General features: G+C 38.8%; 20 protein-coding genes and 1 other annotated feature. Of the genes, 6 read left to right on the forward strand and 14 right to left on the reverse strand.

Going from position 1 to position 25,356, the window contains the following annotated elements; genetic code table 11:
- Window positions 1–194: 194 nt before the first annotated feature.
- Window positions 195–1,454 (reverse strand): tyrosine--tRNA ligase, encoded by a 1,260-nt coding sequence (gene tyrS, locus ACHUFV_RS15240; protein ID WP_394235580.1) that lies wholly within the window; start codon window positions 1,452–1,454, stop codon window positions 195–197.
- Window positions 1,455–1,500: 46 nt separating this feature from the next.
- Window positions 1,501–1,770 (reverse strand) — a binding site (T-box leader).
- A gap of 146 nt (window positions 1,771–1,916) precedes the next feature.
- Between tyrS and ACHUFV_RS15245 the strand changes: the two genes are divergently transcribed.
- On the forward strand, window positions 1,917–4,769 hold the full coding sequence (locus ACHUFV_RS15245; protein ID WP_394235582.1) for a transglycosylase domain-containing protein: 2,853 nt from the start codon (window positions 1,917–1,919) through the stop codon (window positions 4,767–4,769).
- Window positions 4,770–4,833: 64 nt separating this feature from the next.
- Here the strand turns inward: ACHUFV_RS15245 and acsA are convergent, their stop codons facing one another.
- Window positions 4,834–6,552 (reverse strand): acetate--CoA ligase, encoded by a 1,719-nt coding sequence (gene acsA / locus ACHUFV_RS15250; protein ID WP_394235583.1) that lies wholly within the window; start codon window positions 6,550–6,552, stop codon window positions 4,834–4,836.
- Window positions 6,553–6,842: 290 nt separating this feature from the next.
- Here acsA and ACHUFV_RS15255 point away from each other — a divergent pair, with 290 nt between their 5' ends.
- From ACHUFV_RS15255 to ACHUFV_RS15265, 3 genes are read left to right on the forward strand one after another with little or no spacing between them, the layout of a single operon-like run.
- On the forward strand, window positions 6,843–7,475 hold the full coding sequence (locus ACHUFV_RS15255; RefSeq protein WP_394235584.1) for a GNAT family N-acetyltransferase: 633 nt from the start codon (window positions 6,843–6,845) through the stop codon (window positions 7,473–7,475).
- A 28-nt stretch (window positions 7,476–7,503) separates the two neighbouring features.
- Entirely contained in the window at window positions 7,504–8,154 is a 651-nt protein-coding gene (locus ACHUFV_RS15260; RefSeq protein ID WP_394235585.1) for an acetoin utilization AcuB family protein, read from the forward strand.
- Window positions 8,151–9,317, forward strand: coding sequence for an acetoin utilization protein AcuC (locus tag ACHUFV_RS15265; RefSeq protein ID WP_394235587.1), 1,167 nt, complete (start codon window positions 8,151–8,153; stop codon window positions 9,315–9,317). The genes ACHUFV_RS15260 and ACHUFV_RS15265 overlap by 4 nt, the downstream gene beginning before the upstream one ends.
- A gap of 48 nt (window positions 9,318–9,365) precedes the next feature.
- Here ACHUFV_RS15265 and ccpA read toward each other — a convergent pair whose 3' ends face one another.
- Both ccpA and ACHUFV_RS15275 read right to left on the reverse strand, forming a co-directional pair.
- Entirely contained in the window at window positions 9,366–10,364 is a 999-nt protein-coding gene (gene ccpA / locus ACHUFV_RS15270; RefSeq protein WP_394235588.1) for a catabolite control protein A, read from the reverse strand.
- A 312-nt stretch (window positions 10,365–10,676) separates the two neighbouring features.
- Window positions 10,677–11,753 (reverse strand): bifunctional 3-deoxy-7-phosphoheptulonate synthase/chorismate mutase, encoded by a 1,077-nt coding sequence (locus tag ACHUFV_RS15275; protein WP_394235589.1) that lies wholly within the window; start codon window positions 11,751–11,753, stop codon window positions 10,677–10,679.
- A gap of 193 nt (window positions 11,754–11,946) precedes the next feature.
- Between ACHUFV_RS15275 and ACHUFV_RS15280 the strand changes: the two genes are divergently transcribed.
- Window positions 11,947–14,109 (forward strand): cell division protein FtsA, encoded by a 2,163-nt coding sequence (locus tag ACHUFV_RS15280; RefSeq protein WP_394235590.1) that lies wholly within the window; start codon window positions 11,947–11,949, stop codon window positions 14,107–14,109.
- A 36-nt stretch (window positions 14,110–14,145) separates the two neighbouring features.
- Here ACHUFV_RS15280 and ytxJ read toward each other — a convergent pair whose 3' ends face one another.
- The 8 genes from ytxJ to ACHUFV_RS15320 form a co-directional block, all read right to left on the reverse strand.
- Window positions 14,146–14,475, reverse strand: coding sequence for a bacillithiol system redox-active protein YtxJ (gene ytxJ, locus ACHUFV_RS15285; RefSeq protein ID WP_394235591.1), 330 nt, complete (start codon window positions 14,473–14,475; stop codon window positions 14,146–14,148).
- A gap of 28 nt (window positions 14,476–14,503) precedes the next feature.
- On the reverse strand, window positions 14,504–14,980 hold the full coding sequence (locus tag ACHUFV_RS15290; protein WP_394235592.1) for a YtxH domain-containing protein: 477 nt from the start codon (window positions 14,978–14,980) through the stop codon (window positions 14,504–14,506).
- 24 nt (window positions 14,981–15,004) lie between these two features.
- On the reverse strand, window positions 15,005–15,478 hold the full coding sequence (locus ACHUFV_RS15295) for a DUF948 domain-containing protein (RefSeq protein WP_394235593.1): 474 nt from the start codon (window positions 15,476–15,478) through the stop codon (window positions 15,005–15,007).
- Between the two features lie 238 nt (window positions 15,479–15,716).
- Complete coding sequence (gene murC, locus ACHUFV_RS15300) at window positions 15,717–17,012, reverse strand: UDP-N-acetylmuramate--L-alanine ligase (RefSeq protein WP_394235594.1); 1,296 nt, start codon at window positions 17,010–17,012, stop codon at window positions 15,717–15,719.
- A 268-nt stretch (window positions 17,013–17,280) separates the two neighbouring features.
- A complete protein-coding gene (locus ACHUFV_RS15305) occupies window positions 17,281–20,304 on the reverse strand; it encodes a DNA translocase FtsK (RefSeq protein ID WP_394235595.1) in 3,024 nt (1,007 codons plus the stop codon).
- A gap of 202 nt (window positions 20,305–20,506) precedes the next feature.
- Complete coding sequence (locus ACHUFV_RS15310; protein ID WP_394235686.1) at window positions 20,507–21,313, reverse strand: DUF1444 domain-containing protein; 807 nt, start codon at window positions 21,311–21,313, stop codon at window positions 20,507–20,509.
- A gap of 106 nt (window positions 21,314–21,419) precedes the next feature.
- Complete coding sequence (locus ACHUFV_RS15315; RefSeq protein WP_394235596.1) at window positions 21,420–21,734, reverse strand: thioredoxin family protein; 315 nt, start codon at window positions 21,732–21,734, stop codon at window positions 21,420–21,422.
- A gap of 229 nt (window positions 21,735–21,963) precedes the next feature.
- Window positions 21,964–23,037 carry a M42 family metallopeptidase gene (locus ACHUFV_RS15320; protein WP_394235597.1) on the reverse strand — a complete coding sequence of 358 codons (1,074 nt, stop codon included), beginning with the start codon at window positions 23,035–23,037 and terminating at the stop codon, window positions 21,964–21,966.
- A gap of 232 nt (window positions 23,038–23,269) precedes the next feature.
- Between ACHUFV_RS15320 and ACHUFV_RS15325 the strand changes: the two genes are divergently transcribed.
- Window positions 23,270–23,584 carry a PepSY domain-containing protein gene (locus ACHUFV_RS15325; RefSeq protein WP_394235598.1) on the forward strand — a complete coding sequence of 105 codons (315 nt, stop codon included), beginning with the start codon at window positions 23,270–23,272 and terminating at the stop codon, window positions 23,582–23,584.
- A gap of 44 nt (window positions 23,585–23,628) precedes the next feature.
- On the opposite strand, the gene ACHUFV_RS15330 is transcribed toward ACHUFV_RS15325, so the two are convergent.
- On the reverse strand, window positions 23,629–24,468 hold the full coding sequence (locus ACHUFV_RS15330) for a YtnP family quorum-quenching lactonase (RefSeq protein ID WP_394235600.1): 840 nt from the start codon (window positions 24,466–24,468) through the stop codon (window positions 23,629–23,631).
- Window positions 24,469–24,621: 153 nt separating this feature from the next.
- Window positions 24,622–25,269, reverse strand: coding sequence for a tRNA (guanosine(46)-N7)-methyltransferase TrmB (gene trmB, locus ACHUFV_RS15335; protein WP_394235601.1), 648 nt, complete (start codon window positions 25,267–25,269; stop codon window positions 24,622–24,624).
- Window positions 25,270–25,356 lie beyond the last annotated feature (87 nt).

Genomic DNA, 25,356 nt, shown 5'->3' on the forward strand with positions numbered 1-25,356 from the left:
TAAAAATACTCAAAGTGTTCAATTTTATTATTCTGTACATTAACATTGTCCCAAAGTGAACCAAAAAAGGTTAATGATACGTATAAAAAACCTTGCCGCTTTAAAATTGGCAAGGTTTTTTATTATGGTGTCAGGCACCACAAATGGACATTATTAAGCTGTTGTCTTTTTGCGGTGCCTGACACCAATCATGATTAGTATTTGATTAGGTAGTATTTCTTTTTGCCGCGGCGAATGACGGTGAACTGTCCTTCTATACGGTCCTTAGCAGAAATAACGTAATCTGTTTCTGTTACACGTTCTCCGTTAATCGATACTGCCCCATTTGTTACATCTTCACGGGCCTGTCTTTTGGATGGGGCAATTTTTGCTGCTATTAATAGATCCACAATGCTGGTATCTTCTCCAGATGTATGTTCATAAGATGGAACATCTTTGAAGCCTTGCTTAATTTCGTCTGCTGTTAAGTTTTGAATATCACCTTTAAACAGGGCATCTGTAATTTTCATTGCCTGGTCAAGTGACTCCTGGCCATGAATTAATTTTGTCATTTCCTCTGCTAATGCTTTTTGCGCTTTACGTAGATGTGGCTCTGTTTGAACAGCTGCTTCTAATCCTTCAATTTCTTCCTTTGATAAGAAAGTGAAAAACTTCAAATATTTGATAACATCCGCATCAGCTGTATTGATCCAGAATTGGTAAAACTCATATGGAGATGTTTTTTCAGGGTCAAGCCAAACAGCTCCGCTTTCTGTTTTACCAAACTTTGTTCCATCTGCTTTTGTAACAAGCGGTATCGTTAATCCAAATGCTTTTGAGCCTTCCGGAGCCATTTTGCGGATTAACTCAAGACCTGTGGTGATATTCCCCCATTGGTCACTACCGCCGACCTGCATTTTACAATCATGCTTCTCATAAAGGTGCAAGAAATCCATAGCTTGTAAAATGGTATACGTAAATTCAGTAAATGAAATCCCTGTTTCAAGTCTGTTTGCAATTGTATCCTTTGCCAGCATATAGTTCACACCAACATGCTTTCCATAATCACGCAGGAATGTAACAATGTCCATGGAACCAGCCCAGTCATAGTTATTAACCATAATCGCCCCATGTTCGCCTTCAAAATCGAAAATGTGGCTCAATTGCTTCTGGATACACTCCACATTATGCTGAATCGCTTCCGTTGTTTGAAGTTTACGCTCCTCGCTTTTCCCACTCGGATCACCAATCATCCCTGTTGCTCCACCGACTAGTACGATTGGGCGATGGCCGTGCTGCTGGAATCGTCTTAAGGTCAAAAAGGGTAATAAATGACCAATATGCATACTGTCTGCAGTAGGATCGACACCGCAATATAAGGAGATTTTCTCTTTTGCCAATGTTTCTTTAATACCTTCTTCATCTGTTTGCTGGTAAACAATACCTCTCCACTGCAAATCTTCAAGTAATGTCATGATTTAATTTCCTCCTCTAAAAAAATAAAAAACGCCCCTGCAAACATGCAGGGACGCAAATCATATATGCGCGGTACCACCCAAATTAGAGAATAAATAAATTCTCCCACTCAAAAAAGATAACGGATTAACCGGTCACTGCTACTAAATGGCAAAGGAAGCTAAATAAACCGAATAGCGGGTGGATTTTAGCCAATTGTTCTCAGTGAAAGCTCAGGGAGGTAATTCATCACTTCTATTTGCACCAGCTTACAGCGGCCGCTGGCTCTCTTTGGCAGGGATAGAAGCACTACTGGATTCCCGTCAATGCTGTTTTATAATTAGTAATATTGCATTATTTTTATCATAGACAGCGAATAAAGTCAAATAGTAACAGGAAAATTCCACAAATAGCAACAATCTTTTCGGTTTCACTCCGCTGTTTATGCTATAATGAAGGGTGATTTTGGAGGGGATCAATGAATGAAAATTGAAAAATCAAAATATAGCGGTAAAATTAAATCGTTTTTTAATCTATTAAAAGATAAACAAACAGTCAAAAAGATTCGCATCACCTACCAAGTTGTTTGGAATTTAGCCCTTATTTTTATTATAGTCCTTGTACTTGGATTATCTTTTGGCGGCGGTCTTGGCGCTGGTTATTTTGCATCATTGGTAAAAAATGAACCGATACGATCCTATGATAACATGAAAAAAAATATTTATAATTACGAAGAAACCTCCGAATTATATTTTGATCATAACGTCTACCTTGGAAAGCTTTACACTGATCTGGAAAGAGAAGAAGTAAAGCTTGAAGACGTATCACAGGATTTGATTAATGCTGTTGTCGCAACAGAAGATGAATATTTTTATGAGCATGGGGGCGTTGTACCCAAAGCCATCTTACGGGCTATCATTCAAGAGGTTAGTAATTCCTCCGTCCAATCTGGCGGAAGTACACTTACACAGCAACTAATTAAAAATCAAATTTTAACAAATGAAGTATCATTTGAGCGAAAGGCAAAAGAGATATTGCTGGCCCTACGGCTTGAAAAGTTCTTTTCAAAGGAGGAAATCCTTGAAGCCTATTTAAATGTATCTACCTTTGGCCGTAATTCTTCAGGTCGAAACATTGCCGGCGTTCAATCGGCAGCAAAGGGTATTTTTGGCAAGAATGTAAGTGATTTAAACCTGCCTCAGGCGGCCTTTATTGCCGGTCTTCCTCAAAGTCCATTCGGCTATACACCGTATACAAATGGGGGCGAGCTTAAACAAAATCTTCAACCAGGCATTACAAGAATGAAAACCGTCCTAAATCGTATGTACACAGACGAAAAGATTACGAAACAGCAGTACGATGAAGCACTTGCCTATGATATTACAAAGGATTTTATCACCATCCATGAGAATCCAGTTGAGCAATATCCATGGGTTACATTTGAAATTGAAAAACGTGCAGCTGAAGTAATGGCCTACGTGCTGGCAGAAAAAGACGGAATTTCGAAAGAAAAGCTGGACGCGGACGATGTATTAAAGGAAAAATACATGGCACTATCTGACCGAGACATTCGTCAAAATGGATATAGAATCCATAGTACGATTAATAAGGACATATATGATCGTTTCACAGAGGTCGTAAATAACTTCAATTATTACGGTAATGATAAAACAAAAACATATACGGACCCAGAAACCGGAGAAGTAAAAACAATTAGTGATCCGGTCGAAGCTGGAGCCATTCTAATTGAAAACAAAACCGGGAAAATTATTAGTTTTGTCGGGGGCAGGGATTATAATCGAGAACAAATCAATCATGCAACAAGCGCAAAACGATCAAATGGATCCACGATGAAACCATTGCTTGTTTATGCTCCAGCATTTGAACTAGGATCGATTTCTCCGGGCAGCATCCTGCCTGATGTTCCATTAAAATTAAATCCTGGATCAAACAAACCATGGCCAACCAATTACGGCGGCAGCACGCATGGGCTTGTGACAGCAAGGGAAGCACTGGCTAAATCCTATAATATTCCTGCTGTGAAAGCATATGTTGATATTCTTGATTCGCAGCCTGCACAATATCTTGTGAAAATGGGCTTTACCTCCTTAGCGGAAGGTGACTATGTGAACCGCTCCGCTGCACTTGGCGGTCTGACAAACGGTGTTACTGTTGAGGAGAACACAAATGCCTACGGGACTTTTGCAAATGGCGGTCAATTTATTGATGCCTATATGATTGAAAAAATTACTGATAAAGAAGGAAACATTGTATATCAGCATCAGGTAACGCCAGTACCGGTATTTAGCCCGCAAACAGCCTACTTAACCTATGATATGTTAAGAGATGTTATAAGCGGAGGTACAGCCACTTCTGTAAATGGACGATTAAAATTCAGCTCTGACTGGGCCGGAAAAACAGGTACAGGTCAGGATTATAAAGATTCATGGTTTGTCGCAACAAATCCAAACGTATCCTTTGGTGTTTGGAATGGCTACGATGAGCCAAAACCGTTAGAACTCAGCTATAAAGGATTATCCTATGGAGTCAGAAATATTTATCTATGGGCAGATTTAATGAATGCCGCTTACGATATTGCACCAGAACTGGTAGATCCAAGCGAAACGCTGCCAATGCCGGAGGGAATCGTTACTAGAACCTTCTGCGCTGTATCCGGAGGCTTAGCAACTGACGCTTGCTCAAATGCCGGACTTGTCCGAACAGACCTTTTTAACGCGAAGTTTGTACCGACAAAGTCGGATAGTAGTTTTGACAGTGGAAGATTTGTAACAATCGGTGGAAAAAAATATCTAGCGCTTGATTCTACACCTGCTGAATTTGTACAAACAGGGGTAGTCTTAGATTCAGCAGCGATTCAGAAAATGCTAGGGATATCGGCAAATCAATTATCCTCCTATAATAGCGGTATAGCGAATGCAGTTGTTCCAAATGCCAGCATGCAAGACAATGGAAGTGCCCCTTCTGCTCCAGGTATTTCTCTATCAGGCAGCACCATTTCATGGGGTGGAAGCTCAGATAATGATGTTGTCGGCTATCGAGTCTATTCTGGAGGCCAAAGAGTAGGGACGATTAAGGTAGACGGATCCCATTCATTCCAGGTAGGGTCAGGAACCTATTACGTTACTGCAGTCGATATTGCAGGAAATGAATCAGCACCATCTAATTACATTACAGTTGAGCAGCATCATACAACACCGGTTGATTCTGGAACAACATCTGGAGAAACGGGTGCAGAGCAGCAGCCTGCAGCCTCCCCTCCTACTGAAACCGGGGAACAGGGTACACAAAATCCAGCAGCACAACCAGCTCCATAACTAAAATATATGAATAGCAAAAAAGCGGGTGTCCATGTTAATTTAGGACACCCGCTTTTTGTTATTAATCTTCCATTGTGGAAAGATCACCTGTTGGTAAATTAAGCTCCCATGCTTTTAACACACGACGCATAATTTTACCGCTTCTTGTCTTCGGCAATTTATCACGGAACTCAATTTCTCTTGGCGCAGCGTGTGCAGCAAGACCCGTTTTTACAAATTGACGAATATCTTCAATTAACTCCTCTGATGGCTCATAACCATCGATCAGTGCAACAAACGCCTTGATGATTTCACCACGCACAGGATCTGGTTTTCCAATTACACCTGCTTCTGCAATGGCAGGGTGCTCTAAAAGCTTACTTTCAACTTCAAATGGACCTACACGTTCTCCAGCAGTCATGATCACATCATCGACACGGCCTTGGAACCAGAAGTATCCTTCTTCATCCATATATGCTGAATCACCAGATACATACCAATCTCCCGGCATAAAGTAAGAATCATACTTTTCTTGGTTATTCCAAATTGTATGCATCATAGACGGCCAGCCCTTTTTAATTGCTAGGTTACCCATTCTATTTGGAGGAAGCACATTTCCTTGATCATCAACAATCGCAGCTTCTACACCAGGAATTGGTTTACCCATGGAACCAGGCTTAACCTCCATGCAAGGATAGTTACAAATAACTTGAGCACCTGTTTCAGTCATCCACCACGTATCATGGATTCTTAAATCGAATACTTTCATTCCCCAACGGACAACCTCTGGGTTAAGCGGCTCACCAACACTCAAGATATGTCGTAGGTTAGACAGGTCAAATCTCTTCACTACTTCATCACCAGCACCCATCAGCATACGGAAAGCAGTTGGAGCACTGTACCAAACTGTTACACCGTAATCTTCAAGCATTTTATACCAAGTTTCAGGATTGAAACGACCGCCTACGATTAGGTTTGACGTACCTGTCAACCAAGGTCCAAAAATACCATATGCAGTACCCGTAACCCAGCCTGGATCTGCTGTGCACCAATACACGTCATCTTCTTTTAAATCAAGAACCCATTTTGCAGTTTGATACTGCTGAATCATTGCATTATGAATATGTAAGACACCTTTTGGCTTGCCAGTTGAACCAGATGTATAATGTAGAAGCATACCATCAGTACGCTCAACCCACTCAATATCTAGCTTTGAGCTGGCTTCAGTCATTTTTTTATTGAAATCAATAATCTGACTGTTCTCCTCTACATCCTCGCCAACTACAAAAATATGTTTTAAATTCGGAAGATCTTGAACAGGTATGCGGTGTAACAGTTCTTTAGTTGTAACAATCACTTTTGCATCACTGTCTTCTAGACGGTCACGAACAGCACCTTCCATGAACGCCTCAAATAGCGGCCCAACAATGGCACCAAGTTTAATAGCTCCTAATACAGCAAAATATAATTCTGGAGATCTTGGCATGAAAATAAACACACGGTCTCCTTTTTCAACCTTTGCATATGTTTTAAAAACATTCCCAGCTTTATTAGAAAGCTCTTTCATTTCTTTAAATGTATATTTTTCTTTTCTTAAACCTTCATGATAATATAAGGCCACTTTATTTTTTCGATAGCTTTCAGCATGTCTATCAATTGCTTCATAGGCAATATTTACTTTTCCCGTTTCAGACCAAGAGAACATCTTCTCTGTTTCTTTCCAGTCAAAATTATTGTACACCTCTTCGTAACTAGTAAGATTAAAGTCTCCTCTTTGGGATGGTAAAATTTCCAATTTCATCTAATTTTTTCCTCCTTTTTTGTAATTATGAACCTATTATATAACAATTTTACAATTTTCTCAATTTTTAAAATATTATTTATTAAAAAAATTTTCCGATACTGTTCTATTATGTCCAAAAATAATTAATAATGTAAATAGATGTAAGTAATATTTATTAATTAAAAATTGTGTATAATGGTGTTATTACATCCTTAATTCCTTTAAATCCCAACTAATAAAAAAATATCCATCAATTTTATTAAAAGTATTAAGGGGTAGAGTATATTTATGGCGGTGAATAGAAATATATGGAACACAAGAAAACCTATTATTCAAAAGAGTTAGCAACCCCTGTTGGCACTTTAATTGTTGAAGGACCTATGTCACCCGAGCAATTGAAACATTTTGAATTTGATGCTGGTCTGATCGCCTTTAGACCGCCTGCAAAGCAGCATGAGGCAATTATTGAGATTGCAAGTTTACCAGAAGGCAGGATTATCATCGCTAGAATTGAGAAAAAAATCATCGGCTATGTGACCTTCTTATATCCTGATCCACTTGAACGCTGGTCAGAAGGTAATATGGAAGAGCTGATTGAATTGGGTGCAATTGAAGTTAGTTCACATTATCGTGGAATCGGGGTCGGCAAAGCACTTTTAACGGTTTCCATGATGGATGATGCAATGGAGGACTATATTGTTTTTACCACTGAATATTATTGGCATTGGGATTTAAAAGGAACAGGCTTAAATGTTTGGGAATACCGAAATATTATGGGGAAAATGATGAACATCGGTAATCTAGAATGGTATGCAACTGATGATCCGGAAATCTGCTCTCATCCAGCCAACTGTCTTATGGTTCGGTTTGGAAAAAGAATAAATTCAGAATCTATACAAAAGTTTGACGAATTACGTTTTATGAACCGATTTATGTATTAAAATATAGGTAGAAAAGGGGGAAAAAGAGATGATTGTTGAAGAAATTATGAAAACAAAGATTATTACTCTTACTCAAGATCAGCCTATACTAGATGCAGCCAATCTCATGCTGCAGCATAAGGTAAGGCATCTTCCTATTATCACAGAGGACAACCAATTAATTGGCTTAGTATCTGACCGTGATATTCGTGACGCTACACCTTCCATTCTAACAGACCCTGAAGAACAAAAGGACGTCCTGAAGAAACCGATTAAATCCATTATGACAACCAACTTAATTACAGGTCATCCTCTCGATTTTGTTGAAGAAATCGGTGCCATTTTTTATGAACATCATATCAGCTGTCTGCCAATTGTAAAGGATAAAAAGCTTGTCGGTATCATCACTGAAACCGATCTTTTACATACATTAATAGAACTAACCGGAGCCCATCAGCCTGCATCACAAATTGAGATTAAAGCCCCAAATCGGGCGGGGGTCCTTAATGAGATTACAACTGCTTTTCGTAAACAAAAGGTCAATATATTAAGTGTACTCATTTACCCAGACAAAAAGGATGAAAGCTATAAAATTATTGTTATTAGAGCACAGACCATTAACCCTATTCATTTAATAGAGGATATTAAAAAGGCCGGATATCAGGTTCTTTGGCCAAATTTACCAGGTATCGAAAGATGAACGACGATTCAATCTTTATTTACTCACCAGCTCTATTAAACTATCGATTTAATGCACACCATCCTTTTAGTCCAATTCGTTTACAATTAACGCTTGATCTATTAGAAAAAAGCAATGCCATCGATACGCGAAATATCGTACCACCACGACCTGCAACAAGAGAAGAATTAACACTTATTCATGATCCACAATTTGTTGACGCTGTAAAATTAGCGGGAAATGGAATGCTTTCTTCAGAGCTTGCAGAAAGCTATGGTTTCGGGACTGAGGATACACCCATATTTCCCAATATGCATGAGGTAACTTCATTAATTGTCGGGGGTGCCTTAACCGCTGCTGATTATGTTATGAGCGGAAAAGCAAAGCATGCCCTGCATTTAAGCGGAGGCTTGCATCATGGTTTTAGAGGCAAGGCTTCTGGTTTTTGCATCTATAACGACATTTCAGTTGCGATTAAATATATTCAGGAGAAATATCATGCACGTGTTCTCTATATTGACACAGATGCCCATCATGGTGATGGTGTACAATGGGCCTTTTACGATGACGCGAATGTATGTACTCTTTCCATCCACGAAACGGGGCGTTATTTATTCCCTGGAACCGGTAATATCAGTGAAAGAGGACAGGGCTCAGGATATGGCTATTCCTTTAATATTCCCGTAGACGCCTTCACAGAAGATGAATCATTTCTAGACTGTTATAGAACTGCCTTTTCAGAGGTAGCTGAATTTTTTAAACCAGATGTAATTATTACCCAAAACGGTGTCGATGCCCATTATTTAGATCCATTAACCCATTTGTACTCAACAATGAATACATTCATGGAGGTTCCCAAGTTGGCACATCAGCTTGCACATCAATATTGTGATGGAAGATGGATAGCTGTCGGGGGTGGAGGCTATGATTTATGGAGAGTTGTACCAAGAGCATGGGCGTCCATTTGGTTTGAAATGACAGAGAATCGAACAAATACAGGGATTCTTCCAGAGAACTGGGCTGTGAAATGGCAGGAGCATGCTGATTGTGCGCTTCCAATATCCTGGGAGGATGAACAACAAATGTATGAACCCATCCCAAGAAAAGTTGAAATCACTGAGAAAAATAAACAAACTCTTGAAAAAGCTTTATATTCCATTCGAAAAGAAAGGAAAATAGAGTAAAAAATCGGGGAGCCCATGATATGAGCTCCCCTTTACCACTAAAAATGTCTATTTAGTCGAATTCCGAACTTCAATCCGGTGCGGAAGAACAACAATTAAATCATCCACTTCTTCTTTATTCATCAATTTCGTCAATAAACGCATAGCTACAGCTCCAATATCATATAAAGGCTGTACAATTGTCGTTAACTGCGGACGAACCATCAGCGACAATCTTGTGTTATCAGATGTGATGACTTCAAAATCCTCTGGAATGTTAAATCCTTTATCCTCAGCACCGTGTACAACACCTAGTGCCATTTCATCAGAACCTACCATGATTGCCGTAGGACGGTTTTCTGCTTCAAGAAGTTTTTCAAAAGCCTCAATCCCTGAATCATATGTATAATCACCCTCGGCTATTAGGTCTTCGCTGTATTCAATACCGGCTTCACTTAACGCTCTTTTATATCCAGCAAGTTTTTTATGGCTGTTAATCGGGTCATGTAATGGTCCAATCACAAGTCCAATATGCTTATGGCCTTTTTCAATAAAGGTAGTTACAGCATCAAAAGCCGCCTGCTCATGATCAATATTAACAGAAGGAATTTTACCTGTTTCCTCAATGGAACCCGCTAGAACAATCGGAACTGGAGATTTTCCAAATTCCTCCACATGCTCTTTCGTGATGTTTCCACCCATAAAAACAAGTCCGTCTACCTGTTTGCCAAGCATTGTGTTTAACAAATGCAATTCCTTGTCTTTATTTTGGTCTGAGTTACTTAGGATAATGTTGTATTTATACATTGTCGCAATATCTTCTATTCCCCTGGCTAATTCGGCAAAGAATACATTCGAAATATCCGGAATAATAACCCCGACGGTTGTTGTTTTCTTGCTTGCTAATCCTCTTGCCACCGCATTCGGTCGATAACCTAAACGATCAATAACCTCCAAGACTTTTTTCCTTGTTGTAGGTTTTACATTTGGGTTTCCATTTACTACACGTGAAACAGTTGCCATAGAAACATTTGCTTCTCGTGCAACATCATATATCGTAATATTCATGTCAACACTCCTTTATATTCTTATTAGTAAACATTTTTCAGATGGTTTATTCTCATTATATTACTTTGTTCCGCATTTCACGAACAAATTTATAGTTGAATGAAGATTTGGTCCATCAAGCTTTAGCAATGAATATACATACTTATGTTCTTTATCATACGATAGACAACAAGAAGTCGCAATGTTAACCGATTTCTTTAACATATATTCATAATTTAAAGCCTTTTCTCATCATTCTGTCGAATATTTAACAATGATTTACGAAGAAAAAACTTCCCACTTTGATTGTGGAAAGCTTCTCCGGCTGTTGTTTTATGCTTTTATAAATACAGATTTTTGAATTTCATTATAAAAGTCATCGAATTGCTTCAGATCCATTTGCTGCGCTGAATCAGATAGTGCCACAGCAGGATCCGGATGTACTTCAGCCATTACCCCGTCTGCTCCAATCGCAAGTGCCGCTTTTGCACATGGCAGTAATAAATCTCTTCTTCCTGTTGAGTGTGTCACATCAACAAATACCGGTAAATGTGTTTCTTGTTTTAAAATTGGTACAGCAGAAATATCTAATGTATTTCTTGTTGCTTTTTCATATGTCCGTATTCCACGTTCACATAGTATGATCTGTCCATTTCCTTGTGACATAATATATTCTGCAGCATTGATAAATTCTTCAATAGTAGCAGCAAGACCGCGTTTTAACAGGACTGGTTTATTTACTGCACCAGCTGCTTTAAGCAATTCAAAGTTTTGCATGTTGCGCGCACCAATTTGAATCACATCGATATAATCAAGAGCTGTTTCAATGTCTGCTGGTGTAACAATCTCACTGATGACTGCTAAATCATATTCATCCGCTACTCGTTTTAATATTTTTAATCCTTCCACACCAAGACCCTGGAAGTCATATGGAGACGTTCTAGGTTTATAAGCTCCTCCGCGAAGAAGTTTAAGCCCCTTTGCTTTCACAGAAGCCGCAACAGCAGCAACCTGCTCATACGATTCAACCGAACATGGACCGAATACGAAGGAAGGAGCTCCTGCACCAACGATTTCGCCTTTTAAATTAATAACAGTATCTTCTGATTTTTTCTTCCGAGACACAAGCAATGCTTTGCGGTGATCATCCTGCTGCAGTTCAAGTCCCGCTTTAAAGATTTGTTTAAATAGATGTAATATGGTTGAATCCTCGAATGGACCATTATTATTTTCGATTATTTGATCAAGCATATGACGCTCACGAACTGGATCATATCGGTTTACCCCTTGTGTTTCTTTTACACGTCCGATTTCCTGCACCGTTTTCGCCCGCTCATTAATTAATTGTAATATTTGCAGATTTTGTTCCTCGACTTTTTGTCTCAATTGTTCCAATTGATTATTACTCATGTATGTCCGCCCCTTTTAAGTCGATAACAAAAACATTCGCTTCTTTATCGACCAACTAAAATGTGATACATTTTTTATGATTACGGTTATTATATATGAATTATAAGTTAATGTCACGCATTTTTTCTTTTTCGCTTAAACGCTTTTAAGTATTAAAGTATTTTGCATAAACCACTAAAGAAGGTGCATCCTCTTGGAAGAACAAAACAAGCTTTTTGCTTTAGATATTGGTACACGCTCTGTTGTCGGAATCATTCTAGAAGTTGATAGTGCTAAGAACTATCATGTCATTGATATTTTATCAAAGGAGCATTCAAAACGTGCTATGCTCGATGGGCAGATCCATGATGTGGCAGCTGTGGCAAACATCATTTCTGACATAAAAGAGGAACTTGAAAAAACCCACGGACCACTAAAAAAAGTTCATGTGGCCGCAGCCGGGAGAGCGTTAAAAACAGAACGTGCTGCAGTATCAGTAAATATTGCCGGAAAACCAATGATTCAAAAAGAAGATATACTTCATTTTGAGTTAAGCGCCGTGCAACAGGCACAGGCAATTGTGGCAGAAAAGCAGCATAATGCTGAAAACCGGCAATTTTATTATTGTGTTGGCTACTCTGTTCTATCCTATAAACTTGATAATGAAGAGATTGGTAATTTAATTGATCAGCAAGGGTATGAAGCTTCCGTTGAAATTATTGCTACTTTTTTACCGAGGGTAGTCGTTGAATCTTTAATTGCTGCTCTTAACAGAGCTAATTTAGAGATGGAAGCATTGACGCTTGAGCCGATTGCTGCCATTAACGTGCTTATTCCACCGTCGATGAGGCGATTAAACGTAGCACTTGTTGACATTGGTGCTGGTACATCCGATATTGCCATTACAGACTTAGGCACTGTCATTGCCTACGGGATGGTACCGATTGCAGGTGATGAAATAACAGAAACCATCAGTGATCAATACCTGCTTGATTTTCCATTAGCAGAACAAACAAAACGAGCACTGCTGACCCAGACTTCCCTTACCATAACAGATATTCTAGGATTCGAAACCGAGGTATCGCGAGAAGAAATGATTTCGAACATCACACCTGCCATTGATTCTTTAGCGAAATCCATTTCTAATGAAATATTAAACTTAAATAATCAAAAGCCGCCGAAAGCCATCATGCTTGTCGGGGGCGGAAGTCTGACTCCAAACATCACGAAATTACTGGCTCAAAATATGCAGCTCCCTGAGAATCGAGTCGCTATAAGAGACCTTAATGCCATACCCTCTGTCTCATTTGCCGACCATATTGATAAAGGTCCAGAACTAGTGACACCTATTGGAATTGCGATAACCGCACAAAAATCACCTGTGCATTATCGTACCGTTTATGTCAATGAACAGCCTGTCCGCCTTTTTGAGGTAAAGAAATTAACAGTCGGTGACTGCTTACTTACAAGCGGAGTCAAATTAAATAAGCTGTATGGAAAACCTGGGATGGCCATGATTATCACTCTTAATGGGCAAAATATTACCATACCAGGCGAGCATGGGAAAGCACCTTTATTATATAAGAACGGTGTTCCCTGCAGTCTTGATGATCCAATTGAAAACGGAGACCAGATAGAAGTGATTACCGGGAGTGATGGGAAAAAGCCAACCGTCTATATCATGGATTTGCTGGATGGGTTACCACAAAAGACGATTACAATAAATGAAAAATCATACACCGTGTATGCGCAAATTACCTGCAATGGTCTTCCTGCTCATGCCGATAAACAAATTTCTGATCGAGACCAGATTGCCTGTAGATTTCCTGAAACCATTGAACAATTACTTACCGGCCTAAACCTTCAGCATGAACTCGATAAGCTGCGTCCCTTTCATATCAATTTAAATGGAAAAGAAACGTTTATCCCTCCTTTTTCAGGAAAGCTCTACAGAAATGGATTGGAGACTAAATTAGGAAATAACTTTGAACATTTAGATGTTATAACAATAGAAAGCAAAAAACAGCCTACAGTAAGAGAGCTTGCAGAGGTAAAACAAATCCTGCTTTCACAAAGTATCCCTGTATCATTTAATGGAAAGCCGCTCACCATGACGAAAAGATTAACTGAGTTTAAACGAAATCAGGAAATACTTTCAGAAAGTGATCTTATTTTCGAAGGCGATCATATTGTATATGAACATAGGAAAATGGAGCCGTTCATCTTTCAGGATTTATTTAATCATGTTCAAGTCAATATGCCTAATCATTCAACAGGTCGATTTACATTGCTGCGAAATAATCAACAGACAACCTTTTTCGGGAAAATTGAACCTGGAGATGATTTAAAAATTGTCTGGCCCACTACCAAAACTTGATTAGCAAAATAAAAAAGGGAGTCAGAGACCCCCTTTTTATTTTGTTTGCTGTAATGAATCGGTTAATGATTTCGTTGTAATATTTCGGTGAGAGGTATGCCATACCGCTTCATTTTCAGTAAAAAGAATGGCTTGTGGTGATTCATGCCTAATTTCAAATTTATCAGCGATATAATTCGATAATGGACGCGACTCTTGAACCGTTAAATAATATGTAGGAAATCCTTGTTGTTCTTTTGTAAAGCTTTCATACTCATCATATGCAGCTTGGCTGATTGGACAAGTGATACTATGTTTTAAAACAAAAAGAGCTTGTTCCTTTTCTAAAGCTTGATCGAATTCTTCTATTGAATTAAGTTTAATCATTTTTTCCCCTCACTTATCCTTTAACGATTTATTGAGTATTGAATTTACTCTCAGTTTCATCAAATGCTCTTTTCGTTTCCTCCAGTTTTTTTTGAATATCTGATTCAGAATGGTTATTCCGCTCAAATAGTTCATCGACCGGATTTGTTGAAGCATCTGTTTCAGACTCAGATGCGAACCCCTTCACTTTCTTAACAAGATCAACTGATTGCTCTGAAACCTTTCTTGAAATCGCAGATGTTTTGTCCTTAACCGTTGAGGTTAATTCATTTCCTTTAATTGATACAGATTCACGAATATGATCTGTTTTTTCTCTTAGCTGGTAGGCTTGATTATTTAGATCAACTCGTAATTCTTTACCTGATTTAGGCGCTAACAATAAGGCTGTAAGAGAACCTACCGCTGCACCAATCAAACTACCAAGGAGAAAATCCTTTGTACTCATACGAGATTCTGATGATTTATCCTTTTTCAATTCATAGTTCATTCTTTCATTTCCAGCCATACATACGCCTCCCTATTCTACTTACTATCTTGCCCTCTCCTTTTTAAAATCATAGCCTTCTTCAAGTGAGCGTTCAGTGTTTTTCTTTTGTTTTCGATCCTGCCATTTATCCTTCAACTCAAGAATAATATTGCTCCACTGAATCACCTGTGCCATTTTATCCTTGTTTTCTTCAACCTGATGGGTCATAGAATTTGTAATAGACTGAATCGAGCCGCTAAACTTCCTTACTGACTCACCTACATCCTTCACTGCATCCACAACACTATTTAAATCCTCAGCTTTCTTCTGCACGTCGCTGGCAAGTTCATTTGTCTTATGTAATAAAATAGTGGTTTCCTTCGTTACACCATCTAATTGCTGCTCCAAGCCTGATAATGTCTTTGAGACACTGTTTAGCGTTCCCTGTAATGACTTTAATGTCCTTGTTAGATAAATAACTAAAATAAAAAAGGCGATAGCAATTAAAGCTACACTTAAATATAAAATAATACTCAAAACGACTGACACCTCCCTGTCTTATTTCTAACTATATCCTGTAATGTCAGGATATAAACATCCAACAAAGCTTTTGTGGACTTCCCTTTCGTCTATCTAAAATCTTACCATAATGGTGGATACTTTCAATTCATAACTGCTTAAAGCAGATTAGATTTTTGCAAGTCCTTCTCAACAAAAAACGAAAGTACTTGTAGACAAAGCGTCTATAAAATACTTTCGTTTTCCGATGAATCTTCTATAAGGTTTGTTCATATGCAGCCTGAAACTTCTGAATATCCCCGGCTCCCATAAAAATAATCACGCTGTTATCGTGACTCTTCAAAGATGACATCTCTTCTTCCGTAATGATGTTCGATTCAGGTATTTTTGCCTGCAAATCCTCAATAGACAATTTCCCATGATTCTCACGTGCTGAACCGAAAATTTCACATAAATACGTTTTATCCGCCAGATTTAAGCTTTCGGCAAATTCCCCAAGAAAAGCCTGCGTTCTAGAAAAGGTATGCGGTTGAAAAACGGCCACAATTTCTTTTTCAGGATATTTCTGTCTTGCTGCATCAATGGTTGCTTTTATTTCTGTTGGATGGTGTGCATAATCATCAATTAAGATTTGAGACCCAGCTTTTTTTTCTGAAAACCGCCTTTTAACGCCTTCAAAATTCATTAATTGTTTACGAACAACCTCTGTGTCAATTCCTTCATAATGACACAGTGCGATTACCGCTAAAGAGTTTAAAATATTATGATCGCCATAGCTTCGAATAGCGAACGAGTCAAAAAATGTATTTCGAATAAACACATCAAACGTTGTTCCTTCTGTAGTCTTTACAACATTTCGTGCTTGAAAGTCATTTTCTTCCCCAAAACCATAAAACAAAACAGGAACCTTAGCCTGCATTTTTTGTAAATGCTCATCATCACCGCAGGCAATAATTCCCTTATTCACCTGCAGAGCCATCTCCTGGAAAGCAGCGCATACATCATCAATATTCGCAAAATAGTCAGGGTGGTCAAAATCGATATTCGTCATTATAGCGTAATCAGGAAAATAGGATAAAAAGTGTCTGCGATATTCACAGGCCTCAAACACGAAATACTCCGAATCCTCTTCCCCTTTACCTGTACCATCGCCGATTAAATAGGAAGTCGGCTTCGCTCCGGAAATAACATGTGCCAGCAAACCGGTAGTAGATGTTTTACCGTGAGCTCCTGTAACAGCAATACTTGAGAACCGTTTCATAAAATCACCTAAAAAACGGTGATAACGTATAACAGGAAGACCGAGCCTCATCGCTTCTTGAATTTCTTCATGTGTGTCAGGAAATGCATTTCCGGCAACTATTGTCATTCCAGGCTGTATATTTTCTTTTTGAAAAGGAAGGATCTTTATTCCCGCTTGCTCAAGAGCAATTTGCGTAAAAAAACGTTTATCTACATCGGACCCTTGAACCTGAAAATTCATATCATGAAGAATTTGTGCAAGTGCACTCATTCCGGACCCCTTAATACCTACGAAATGGTAATTAGTCATATAAAGAACCTCCAACCATCGTCTAACTGTAAAAACAGTATATGATTATTTATTTATTTTTGCTCATTTTGCTTGATTATGAAGATATCTTTGTAAAACAGATACCTCTATACTTTGTCTAATCATATTCAAACATTATATCACCATTAACTTCTAAAGAAAACTTCATTCTTTTTTATACTTAAAAGTAAAAATGACCATATTGTCTATGAAAGAAGGAAAATAGCTGTTCAAGCATAAAATTCCCTCTTGAAATCTATTCATAGGCTTATAGGTTCTTGCTTGCCATCTGTAACGATTCTAATTCCGCATCTGTTATGAATACATCTCTTGGCTTGCTTCCACGTGACTCAGAAATATATCCATGCTGCTCCATCATATCAATTAATCTCGCCGCTCGATTATAGCCTATTTTGAATCTTCTTTGCAGCATAGACGAGGAGGCTCCGCCGTTTTCAATTACAAACTCACATGCCTCATAAAAGAGTTCATCTTCTGCTTCGTTGATTTCAGCCTTCTTCAATAATTCATCTTGCTCAAATAAATAGTCTGGTTCTCCCTGCGCTCTAGCATGTGCAACAACATCGTCAATTTCTTCGTCAGAAACAAACGTTCCCTGCAGGCGTATCGGCTTTGATGAGCCATTTTCTAAGAACAGCATATCTCCTCTTCCTAGAAGTTTCTCTGCACCACTAATGTCGATGATAGTCCTTGAATCCACTTGTGACGATACAGAGAAAGCAATTCTTGTTGGGATGTTTGCCTTAATTAATCCTGTAATAACATCTACAGACGGTCTTTGTGTGGCAATGATTAGATGAATTCCACATGCTCTTGCTTTTTGAGCGATTCTACAAATAGCTTCCTCTACATCTGCAGGAGACATCATCATTAAATCGGCTAATTCATCAATAATAATAACGATGTATGGTAATTTATCAGAGTATTGCTTATGCTTGACGGCCAATTCGTTAAAGCGTCCGATATCTCTAACACCTGTATGGGCAAATAATTCATAGCGTCTTTCCATTTCATCGACTGCCCACTTTAATGCAGCTGTTGCAGCCTTAACATCTGTAATAACAGGACTGACTAGATGTGGAATATGATTGTACGGTGCCAATTCGACCATTTTCGGATCTATTAATAATAGCTTTAAATCCTCTGGTTTCGCTTTATAAAGGAAGCTTACAAGAATGGTATTGATACAAACACTTTTCCCTGATCCTGTTGCACCAGCAATCAGACCATGAGGCATTTTTCTTAAATCGGACACGACTGGTTTTCCGGAAATATCCAATCCTAGCGCTGCCGCAAGTGGTGATTCTTGCCGAATAAATTCCGGATTGCTAACAATTTCACTTAAATAAACCGGTCTGCTTTTGATATTTGGAACTTCGATGCCGATTGTATGTTTACCTGGAATCGGGGCTTCTATACGAATATCCCTAGCGGCAAGACTAAGTTTAATATCATCCGATAAATTCGTAATCTTATTTACTTTCACACCCGGTTCAGGCTGGACTTCAAACCGTGTTACAGAAGGACCCTGTGTGACATTCACAACAGCAGCACCAACATTAAAATTCTTTAAGGTTGTATTTAAAAGTTCTTTTTGCTCATCAATCCATTGGTTATTTTCCTCAACAATGATAGGCGGTGTTAAGAGGTCAATGGATGGAAAAGAGAAATTATCCTCTTGCACAGTTTCTTCCGTTTCCTGTTCATTGTCCTCATGGATTTGTATAGCTTGAACAGTTTCTTCCACTGCTGCAGTTACTGGTTCTTCTGGTTCATCAGCATTTGCAATAATTTGAAAGGATTGATCTGCTATAACGACCGTGTTTTCCGTAACCGTATCCGTATGCCCCTGGGCATCAGTTTTCTTAGCCTGACCAGTCATCTCAGTCAAATCCTTTGTTTCCTCTACATGTTTCGGCAAGTCTCTATCAATTTTATTAATTGAGTTATTCAGCTCTCTTTCCATCATCCTTAGCTTATCTTGATTAAGCATAATGACATTGAAAGGAATTGCCGAACGAACCGGCTCCTCCGCCTGAACATCAACCATTTCATCTGGATCAGTTCGCATCTCGTTCTCTTCCTCAACTATTTCTTCATTTAAGATTTGATTCAAAAGTGTAAGTTCTTCTTCAATAATAGATTCTTCTTCAAGGGCAGGTACTTCCTCAACGGCTGATGGTGGTGCAGTTTCAACAGCTGCGGCTATTTCTGCTTCGAAAGCATCAGACTCCTCGAGGATCGATACAGGGTCATTCTCCGACACACTTTCAAAAATAGTTTCCATTTCAATCAGAGAGCTTGTAGTATTTTCTTGCACGGTTTCAAGAACTCCCTGCTTGCCAAAGTCTTTTTGTTCATTAGTAACTGACTTACTTTCTAGCCGTTCACTGTTTTCTTCCACCATTGTTACCTTTTGGGAAGCTTCTATTTCCAGAACCTCTTGTTCTATAATTGGTTCAACTGGTCTTTCTGCATTTCGCTCCACAGAATCGACAATTGGAGGAGCTATCTCCTTGTTATTTAGTTGTACCTTTGACAAGCTTAAGTCCAGTGGATTAAACCTCTTCTCCCCTGGTTTCATGATCACAGGTGCACCACCCCATGTCTGTGAGTAACGATGGTACAGCTCTCTATTAATCGGATCCTTTTTCTCAGCGACTTCTATTACAACCTCATTATGTAGTGAACCTTTTCTTATTTCCGGCCGCTCCTTATAGCCAAAGATGGGAGAAGGTATATCTGTTGGTTTAAAAGGTCTTGAGTTTCTATTTTCTTGTTCAGGTATGCTGTTTCTATTCTCACGTATAACAGAAGGACTGTGCCGTCTTGTCCTTTCATGGGCCCTGTCATGTGTTCTTTCTTGGGTCCTGTCATGTGTTCTTTCTTGGGTCCTGTCATGTATTCTTTCTTGGGTTCTGTCATGTATTCTTTCTTGGGTCCTGTCATGTATTCTTTCTTGGGTCCTGTCATGTGTTCTTTCTTGGGCTCTCTCAAAGGTGCGCTCTTTGGGACGTTCATGACTGATATCCTGTACCTTTTTCAAAACAGGACGATCCGGCCTATTTCTTACTTGCTTATCATCGTCCGGTACTAATGGAAAACGAAATGCTCCCTTTGGATATTGGTACACAATTTTTGCGTCTACTTCTTTCCCTATCTCTCGATTTTGCTTCTGTTCATGAGATATTTTGGTACTGCCGCGGATATGTCCATTGTCTTCATCTATAGGTTCAATGTCATCTTTAAATAGGCGTAATAATTTTTTCATCCAATTCAAACGTAATCACTCTTTCTTATTCTCTCAGTCTACCATTCTTATTTTATCAGTAATTCTTAAAAATACGAGATAAAATAATAGAATGATGCTATGGTCAGACGAAATGGAAATTTATGAAAAGAAAAGCCTTTTTTCTGTCGAAGCTTGTAAATCCTATTATACATGACAAAAAAAAGAACCTTAATGGTCCTTTTCATTCATTTCTGTCTATTTGTTTCGTTTTACCCAGAATAAAAATAGGTTCCAGTTCACCTTCCTCATAAATAAACGATAAAGCGGTTATTGGAACTCTTCCAGCTGCGAAAAAGCTCATAGTCATCTGGGCAAGGATATCATAGCCTGTATCGTTTTCGATATCCGCAATAATTAACACATCTTGATGCGGCACCGCTACAGCCATTGTTCCTTTTATTTTCTTTTGCATTTCCTTTAAAAAGGAATCATTTAATATCCTGCTGGCATCATAACCATCGTTTTTATTTAAAAAGTAAAAGGTATTTCCTGCTACAATATCGGTTTTCATTTCAGTAGATAGTGAACGAACATTAAATAAGGCCATTTCCTTAATACGTTTTTCATCCCATTGCTCCTTTTCAAGAAGAGCTTGATCAATCAGCCTATACGTATTTCCCAGGTCAAGCGCGTAATAAATTCTAGTCTCTGCTGTATGGTCGTCATAAATAAATTGCTGTCCCTCATTTGTCTCCAATGGAAAAGAAGTGGACCGGATGACAGGAAAGATGTTTTTTTCTTTCCCTGAAATCGCTGCATCTGACTCCAGAGCCTGCAGTCCTTCTTCTACATAATAAATGATTTCATCAATTGCCTTATCCTTTTGTTCCTGCCATTTTGCTATGACACCTGGCAAAGAAATCGTAATCCCTTTCCCAGTCTCTTTATGTTCAATACGTAATTGATCATTTTTACGATCATAATCAAACTTTCGCTCCGGATGTGCAAGCCGTTTTTGCAGCTCATTTTTCATTTTGATACTATCCATTTTCATTATACAAGCTCCTTATAAAGACATTCTTTATTATTCTACATGATAAAACCCCTCATCTCAAAGATAAGGGGATTCATATAGAAAAATACGTTGCACTAGTTTATTTAAGATTTTCAATAAACCGTTCAATTTCTTCCTGTGTTTTTTGATCTTTGCTGACAAATCGGCCTAGTTCGCGGCCGCCCTCATAGGCAATAAAGCTTGGAATGCCAAAGACATCCTGTTCAATACATAAATCAATAAATTGATCACGGTCCACATGAATAAATGTATATTCACTATATTTTGCCTCTACATCAGGCATAAACGGTTCAATAAAGCGACAATCCTTACACCAGTCTGCTGAAAAGACAAAGATGTGTTTTCCGGTATTACGTAATTCTGTATATTGTTCAACTGATTCTAGATTTTTCAATGTAATTTCCTCCATTTTTTATAATTATTACTGCTGTTACACTGTTGTTGATTTCCGTTCCAGGCACTTCGCTTTCCGCGGGCGACCGCAGGAGTCTTCGTGCCTTCCACTGCAATCAAGCTGGTTTCAAAATTAATTTTGGAATTTAACACAGCAAAAGGATCAATATCTGTATCCTACACTTTTTGATGATAACAAACCCTAAAAGCACTGACCATCAAAAAGCTTGTTATCCATTTTGCAGGATGGTGTTTAAGGTAGTCCGATTAGATGCCTTAACTAATCTTGTCACTAATTCTTTTGCGGCCGCATAATCATCAATATGGATGATGCTTGCCGGTGTATGAATGTAGCGCGAACAAATTCCAATCACAGCACTTGGTACTCCTTCGTTTGCAACATGAACCCGGCCGGCATCTGTACCGCCTTGAGAAATAAAGTATTGATACGGAATCTTATGTGATTCAGCCGTATCAAGTACAAATTCCCTCATCCCTCTGTGTGTGACCATGGTCCGATCTAGAATTCGAAGTAAGGCTCCTTTCCCGAGATGGCCAAATTCATCCTTTTTACCCGACATATCATTTGCCGGACTAGCATCTAGTGCGTAAAACAGATCAGGCTTAATCATATTTGCGGCTGTCTGAGCTCCTCGGAGCCCCACTTCCTCCTGAACGGTTGCACCTGAATACAAGACATTCGGCAGCGTTTCATTCTGCAGTTCCTCGAGAAGCTCAATGGCTAAACCGCAGCCATATCGGTTATCCCAAGCTTTAGCCATGATTTTTTTATTATTTGCCATTGGTGTAAATGGACAGACAGGGACAATTTGCTGCCCTGGCTTAATCCCAATCCTAATAGCATCCTCTTTATCATCTGCACCGATATCAATCAACATATTTGAAATTTCCATTGGCTTTTTCCGCTGCTCATCGCTAAGAAGATGTGGTGGAATAGAACCAATAACACCAGGAACCGGACCATCCTTTGTGATGACTTGGACCGCAGTAGCCAGCATCACCTGGTTCCACCAGCCACCGATTGTTTGAAAGCGAATCATACCACTATCCGTTATCGAGGTGACCATGAAACCCACTTCGTCCATATGACCTGCAACCATAACGGTCGGACCGTTTTCATCCCCTCTTTTGACGCCGAAGACACTCCCCAGCTTATCCTGAACAATCTCGTCAGTATACTTACTTAATTGTTCCCGCATGAAGCTCCGAACAGCATGTTCATTTCCGGCTATACCTGGCAGCTCTGTTAGGGTCTTAAACAACTGTAAAGTTTTTTCCATCATTTCAGGTCACACTCCTCTTTTTTTAACTATCCTGTTATGTATATATCCATGTTTATCATTTTACCTAAATTTTTATTACAGTACCATTTTCACGATATAGCATTCCCTATCCTATGTTCAACTATTTTTCACTGCCTTGGACTAATTGCTTGAAAACAGTTATCTATTATTCGTATTTTTGATAAGATAAGTAACAGAGTCATGTATTCATTAATTTTAAGGAGGTTCTTTCGTGAATTGGAAAACCTTTCTCACCGGTTTAGGATCCGGTGTCGCAGTCGGCATTGTTCTAAGTAAAACAATAGATAAAAATAGTACAATTTCAGCTGAAAAAGCATTAGCGAATGCAAAAAGTGCTTTCAAAAAGCACGGTCCGATTTCAGGTTCATGGATTCAAATGGAAAAACAGCCTTATTCGAAATCGCTCTTGGATTATGAAGTCTATATCGGCGGGATTTCAAGGGTCGTCGATGGGCAAACGGAGCAATATGAATTTATTGTTGATACAGCAACTGGAGCAATTATTGATGCCTATCCACTAAGCTAAAAAATCCCCTTACAGGGGATTTTTTATGCTGCAGTGTATTTCCATTATCGTTCTCTACGAATAGACTCCGTAAGATTTCCATCCTTATCCCATTTAACAGCTCGATAATACGTATCATGATAAAACGTAAACCAGGCATTGCAATTAAGTCCATATTGCGTCCATTTCTGTTTGGCTGCAATTGAATTCATCGGATAATCATCATATGCCATCACCCACAAAACATTTTGATGTGCATGTGTCGGCATAATATCTGCCATGTGTATGACTGTATCCTTTTCGTCCTCCAAAACGATGATTGAATGGCCGTCACTATGCCCGCCGGTATGAATAAGCTTAAGGATCCCCATTGACCATTCTTTTTCAAACACTTCAACCTTTCCGGCAACGGCTTCCCAGTTCTCTTTCCAATATGTACTTTTTGAGCGGATATTGGGCTGCCTCATTTCATCCCATTCAGTTCGATTGACAATGATTTTTGCATTTGGAAAAACAGGAACGTATTCACTGCCGTCTGTTTTGGTTAAACCACAGGCATGATCAAAATGCAAATGAGTCATCAGTACATAGTCAATATCCAGCAGTGTTAAACCCAGCTTTTCTAATGATTCTTCAAGCTTTGATTCCTCTTCCGCACCAAAATTCCGTCTTTGTTTTTCAGATAATTTCCCTTTCCCTATTCCCGAGTCTATTAAAAAATTAGTTCCATTCATTTGAATCAGAATAGGGTCTGTTCGCAGCTCAATTTGATTTTTCTCGTTACAAGGATATTTCTTTATCCATAGAGGTTTCGGAACTACACCAAACATAGCTCCTCCATCCAGGTTATTGACCCCGCCATTTAACCATGTCAGCTTGCAATTAGTTAACTGTAGCGTTTCCATCATTGGCCCTCCCTTACATGACGTTTTTTTTTGATTCTCGAGTCTAAAATAATTGTTTACGCAAAAAATATATTATATAATTCTGAAATTTTCAAATCTAATAGCTCGAGTTAGTACCTTTTTTACTAAAATATAAAAAAAGGCTGAACATTATCAGCCTTTTTTTTGAAATTGTACCTCACTGCGATAAATCCGATTGCCTCTCTCCGAAAACTTTTCTTCGTACTCCGTCATAATATTTCCTTCGAAAAGGCTGTTATGCAAATCAAGGCTGACAAATTTCAGCAGCATACCGTATTCAGAAAAACTCATAAGAGAATATTCAAACAATCCTTGATTATCTGTTTTAAAATGGATTTCTCCTTGTTCTGGGAGAATTTCCTCGTAAATCTTTAAAAAGGTTTTATACGTCAAACGACGCTTCGCATGACGAGTTTTAGGCCAAGGGTCTGAAAAATTCAAATAGACTCTGGAGACTTCCCCCTTTTCAAAGTATTGCGGCAAATCCACAGCATTGGCATTCAGGAGCTTTACATTTGGTACCTCCGCTTCAATTAATCGGTCCAGCGCAGATACAATGACACTTTCCTGCAGTTCAATCCCCAAGTAATTAACAGAGGGGTTAGCCTTTGCCATTTCTGTAATAAAACGACCTTTACCAGTGCCAATTTCAATATGAAGCGGTTGATTCTTCTCGTATACTGTACTCCACTTTCCTTTTAATCCTTCTGGATCAGATACTACATATTGCGGGTACTGCTCAATTTTTTCTTTTGCCCAAGGTTTATGTCTTAAACGCATGGTGACCTCCCTAAATATAATTTTCGAACATTTTTACTTGTTAGCATACATCCTCAACCCAAAATAATTCCATCGAATACGAATAAA

The organism is Niallia oryzisoli, from assembly GCF_043641075.1.
Lineage (GTDB): Bacteria > Bacillota > Bacilli > Bacillales > Cytobacillaceae > Bacillus_BD > Bacillus_BD oryzisoli_A.

What these genes read in the sequence shown, in the direction of transcription:
- acsA (WP_394235583.1), bottom strand. Translation starts at nt 6,552, where the DNA reads ATGAAATTGGAAATTTTACCATCCCAAAGAGGAGACTTTAATCTTACT.
- ccpA (WP_394235588.1), bottom strand. Translation starts at nt 10,364, where the DNA reads ATGAATATTACGATATATGATGTTGCACGAGAAGCAAATGTTTCTATG.
- ACHUFV_RS15255 (WP_394235584.1), top strand. Translation starts at nt 6,843, where the DNA reads ATGGAACACAAGAAAACCTATTATTCAAAAGAGTTAGCAACCCCTGTT.
- tyrS (WP_394235580.1), bottom strand. Translation starts at nt 1,454, where the DNA reads ATGACATTACTTGAAGATTTGCAGTGGAGAGGTATTGTTTACCAGCAA.
- ACHUFV_RS15305 (WP_394235595.1), bottom strand. Translation starts at nt 20,304, where the DNA reads ATGAAAAAATTATTACGCCTATTTAAAGATGACATTGAACCTATAGAT.
- ACHUFV_RS15310 (WP_394235686.1), bottom strand. Translation starts at nt 21,313, where the DNA reads ATGGATAGTATCAAAATGAAAAATGAGCTGCAAAAACGGCTTGCACAT.
- ACHUFV_RS15290 (WP_394235592.1), bottom strand. Translation starts at nt 14,980, where the DNA reads ATGGCTGGAAATGAAAGAATGAACTATGAATTGAAAAAGGATAAATCA.
- ytxJ (WP_394235591.1), bottom strand. Translation starts at nt 14,475, where the DNA reads ATGATTAAACTTAATTCAATAGAAGAATTCGATCAAGCTTTAGAAAAG.
- ACHUFV_RS15330 (WP_394235600.1), bottom strand. Translation starts at nt 24,468, where the DNA reads ATGGAAACGCTACAGTTAACTAATTGCAAGCTGACATGGTTAAATGGC.
- ACHUFV_RS15260 (WP_394235585.1), top strand. Translation starts at nt 7,504, where the DNA reads ATGATTGTTGAAGAAATTATGAAAACAAAGATTATTACTCTTACTCAA.
- ACHUFV_RS15265 (WP_394235587.1), top strand. Translation starts at nt 8,151, where the DNA reads ATGAACGACGATTCAATCTTTATTTACTCACCAGCTCTATTAAACTAT.
- ACHUFV_RS15245 (WP_394235582.1), top strand. Translation starts at nt 1,917, where the DNA reads ATGAAAATTGAAAAATCAAAATATAGCGGTAAAATTAAATCGTTTTTT.
- trmB (WP_394235601.1), bottom strand. Translation starts at nt 25,269, where the DNA reads ATGCGTTTAAGACATAAACCTTGGGCAAAAGAAAAAATTGAGCAGTAC.
- ACHUFV_RS15320 (WP_394235597.1), bottom strand. Translation starts at nt 23,037, where the DNA reads ATGATGGAAAAAACTTTACAGTTGTTTAAGACCCTAACAGAGCTGCCA.
- murC (WP_394235594.1), bottom strand. Translation starts at nt 17,012, where the DNA reads ATGACTAATTACCATTTCGTAGGTATTAAGGGGTCCGGAATGAGTGCA.
- ACHUFV_RS15275 (WP_394235589.1), bottom strand. Translation starts at nt 11,753, where the DNA reads ATGAGTAATAATCAATTGGAACAATTGAGACAAAAAGTCGAGGAACAA.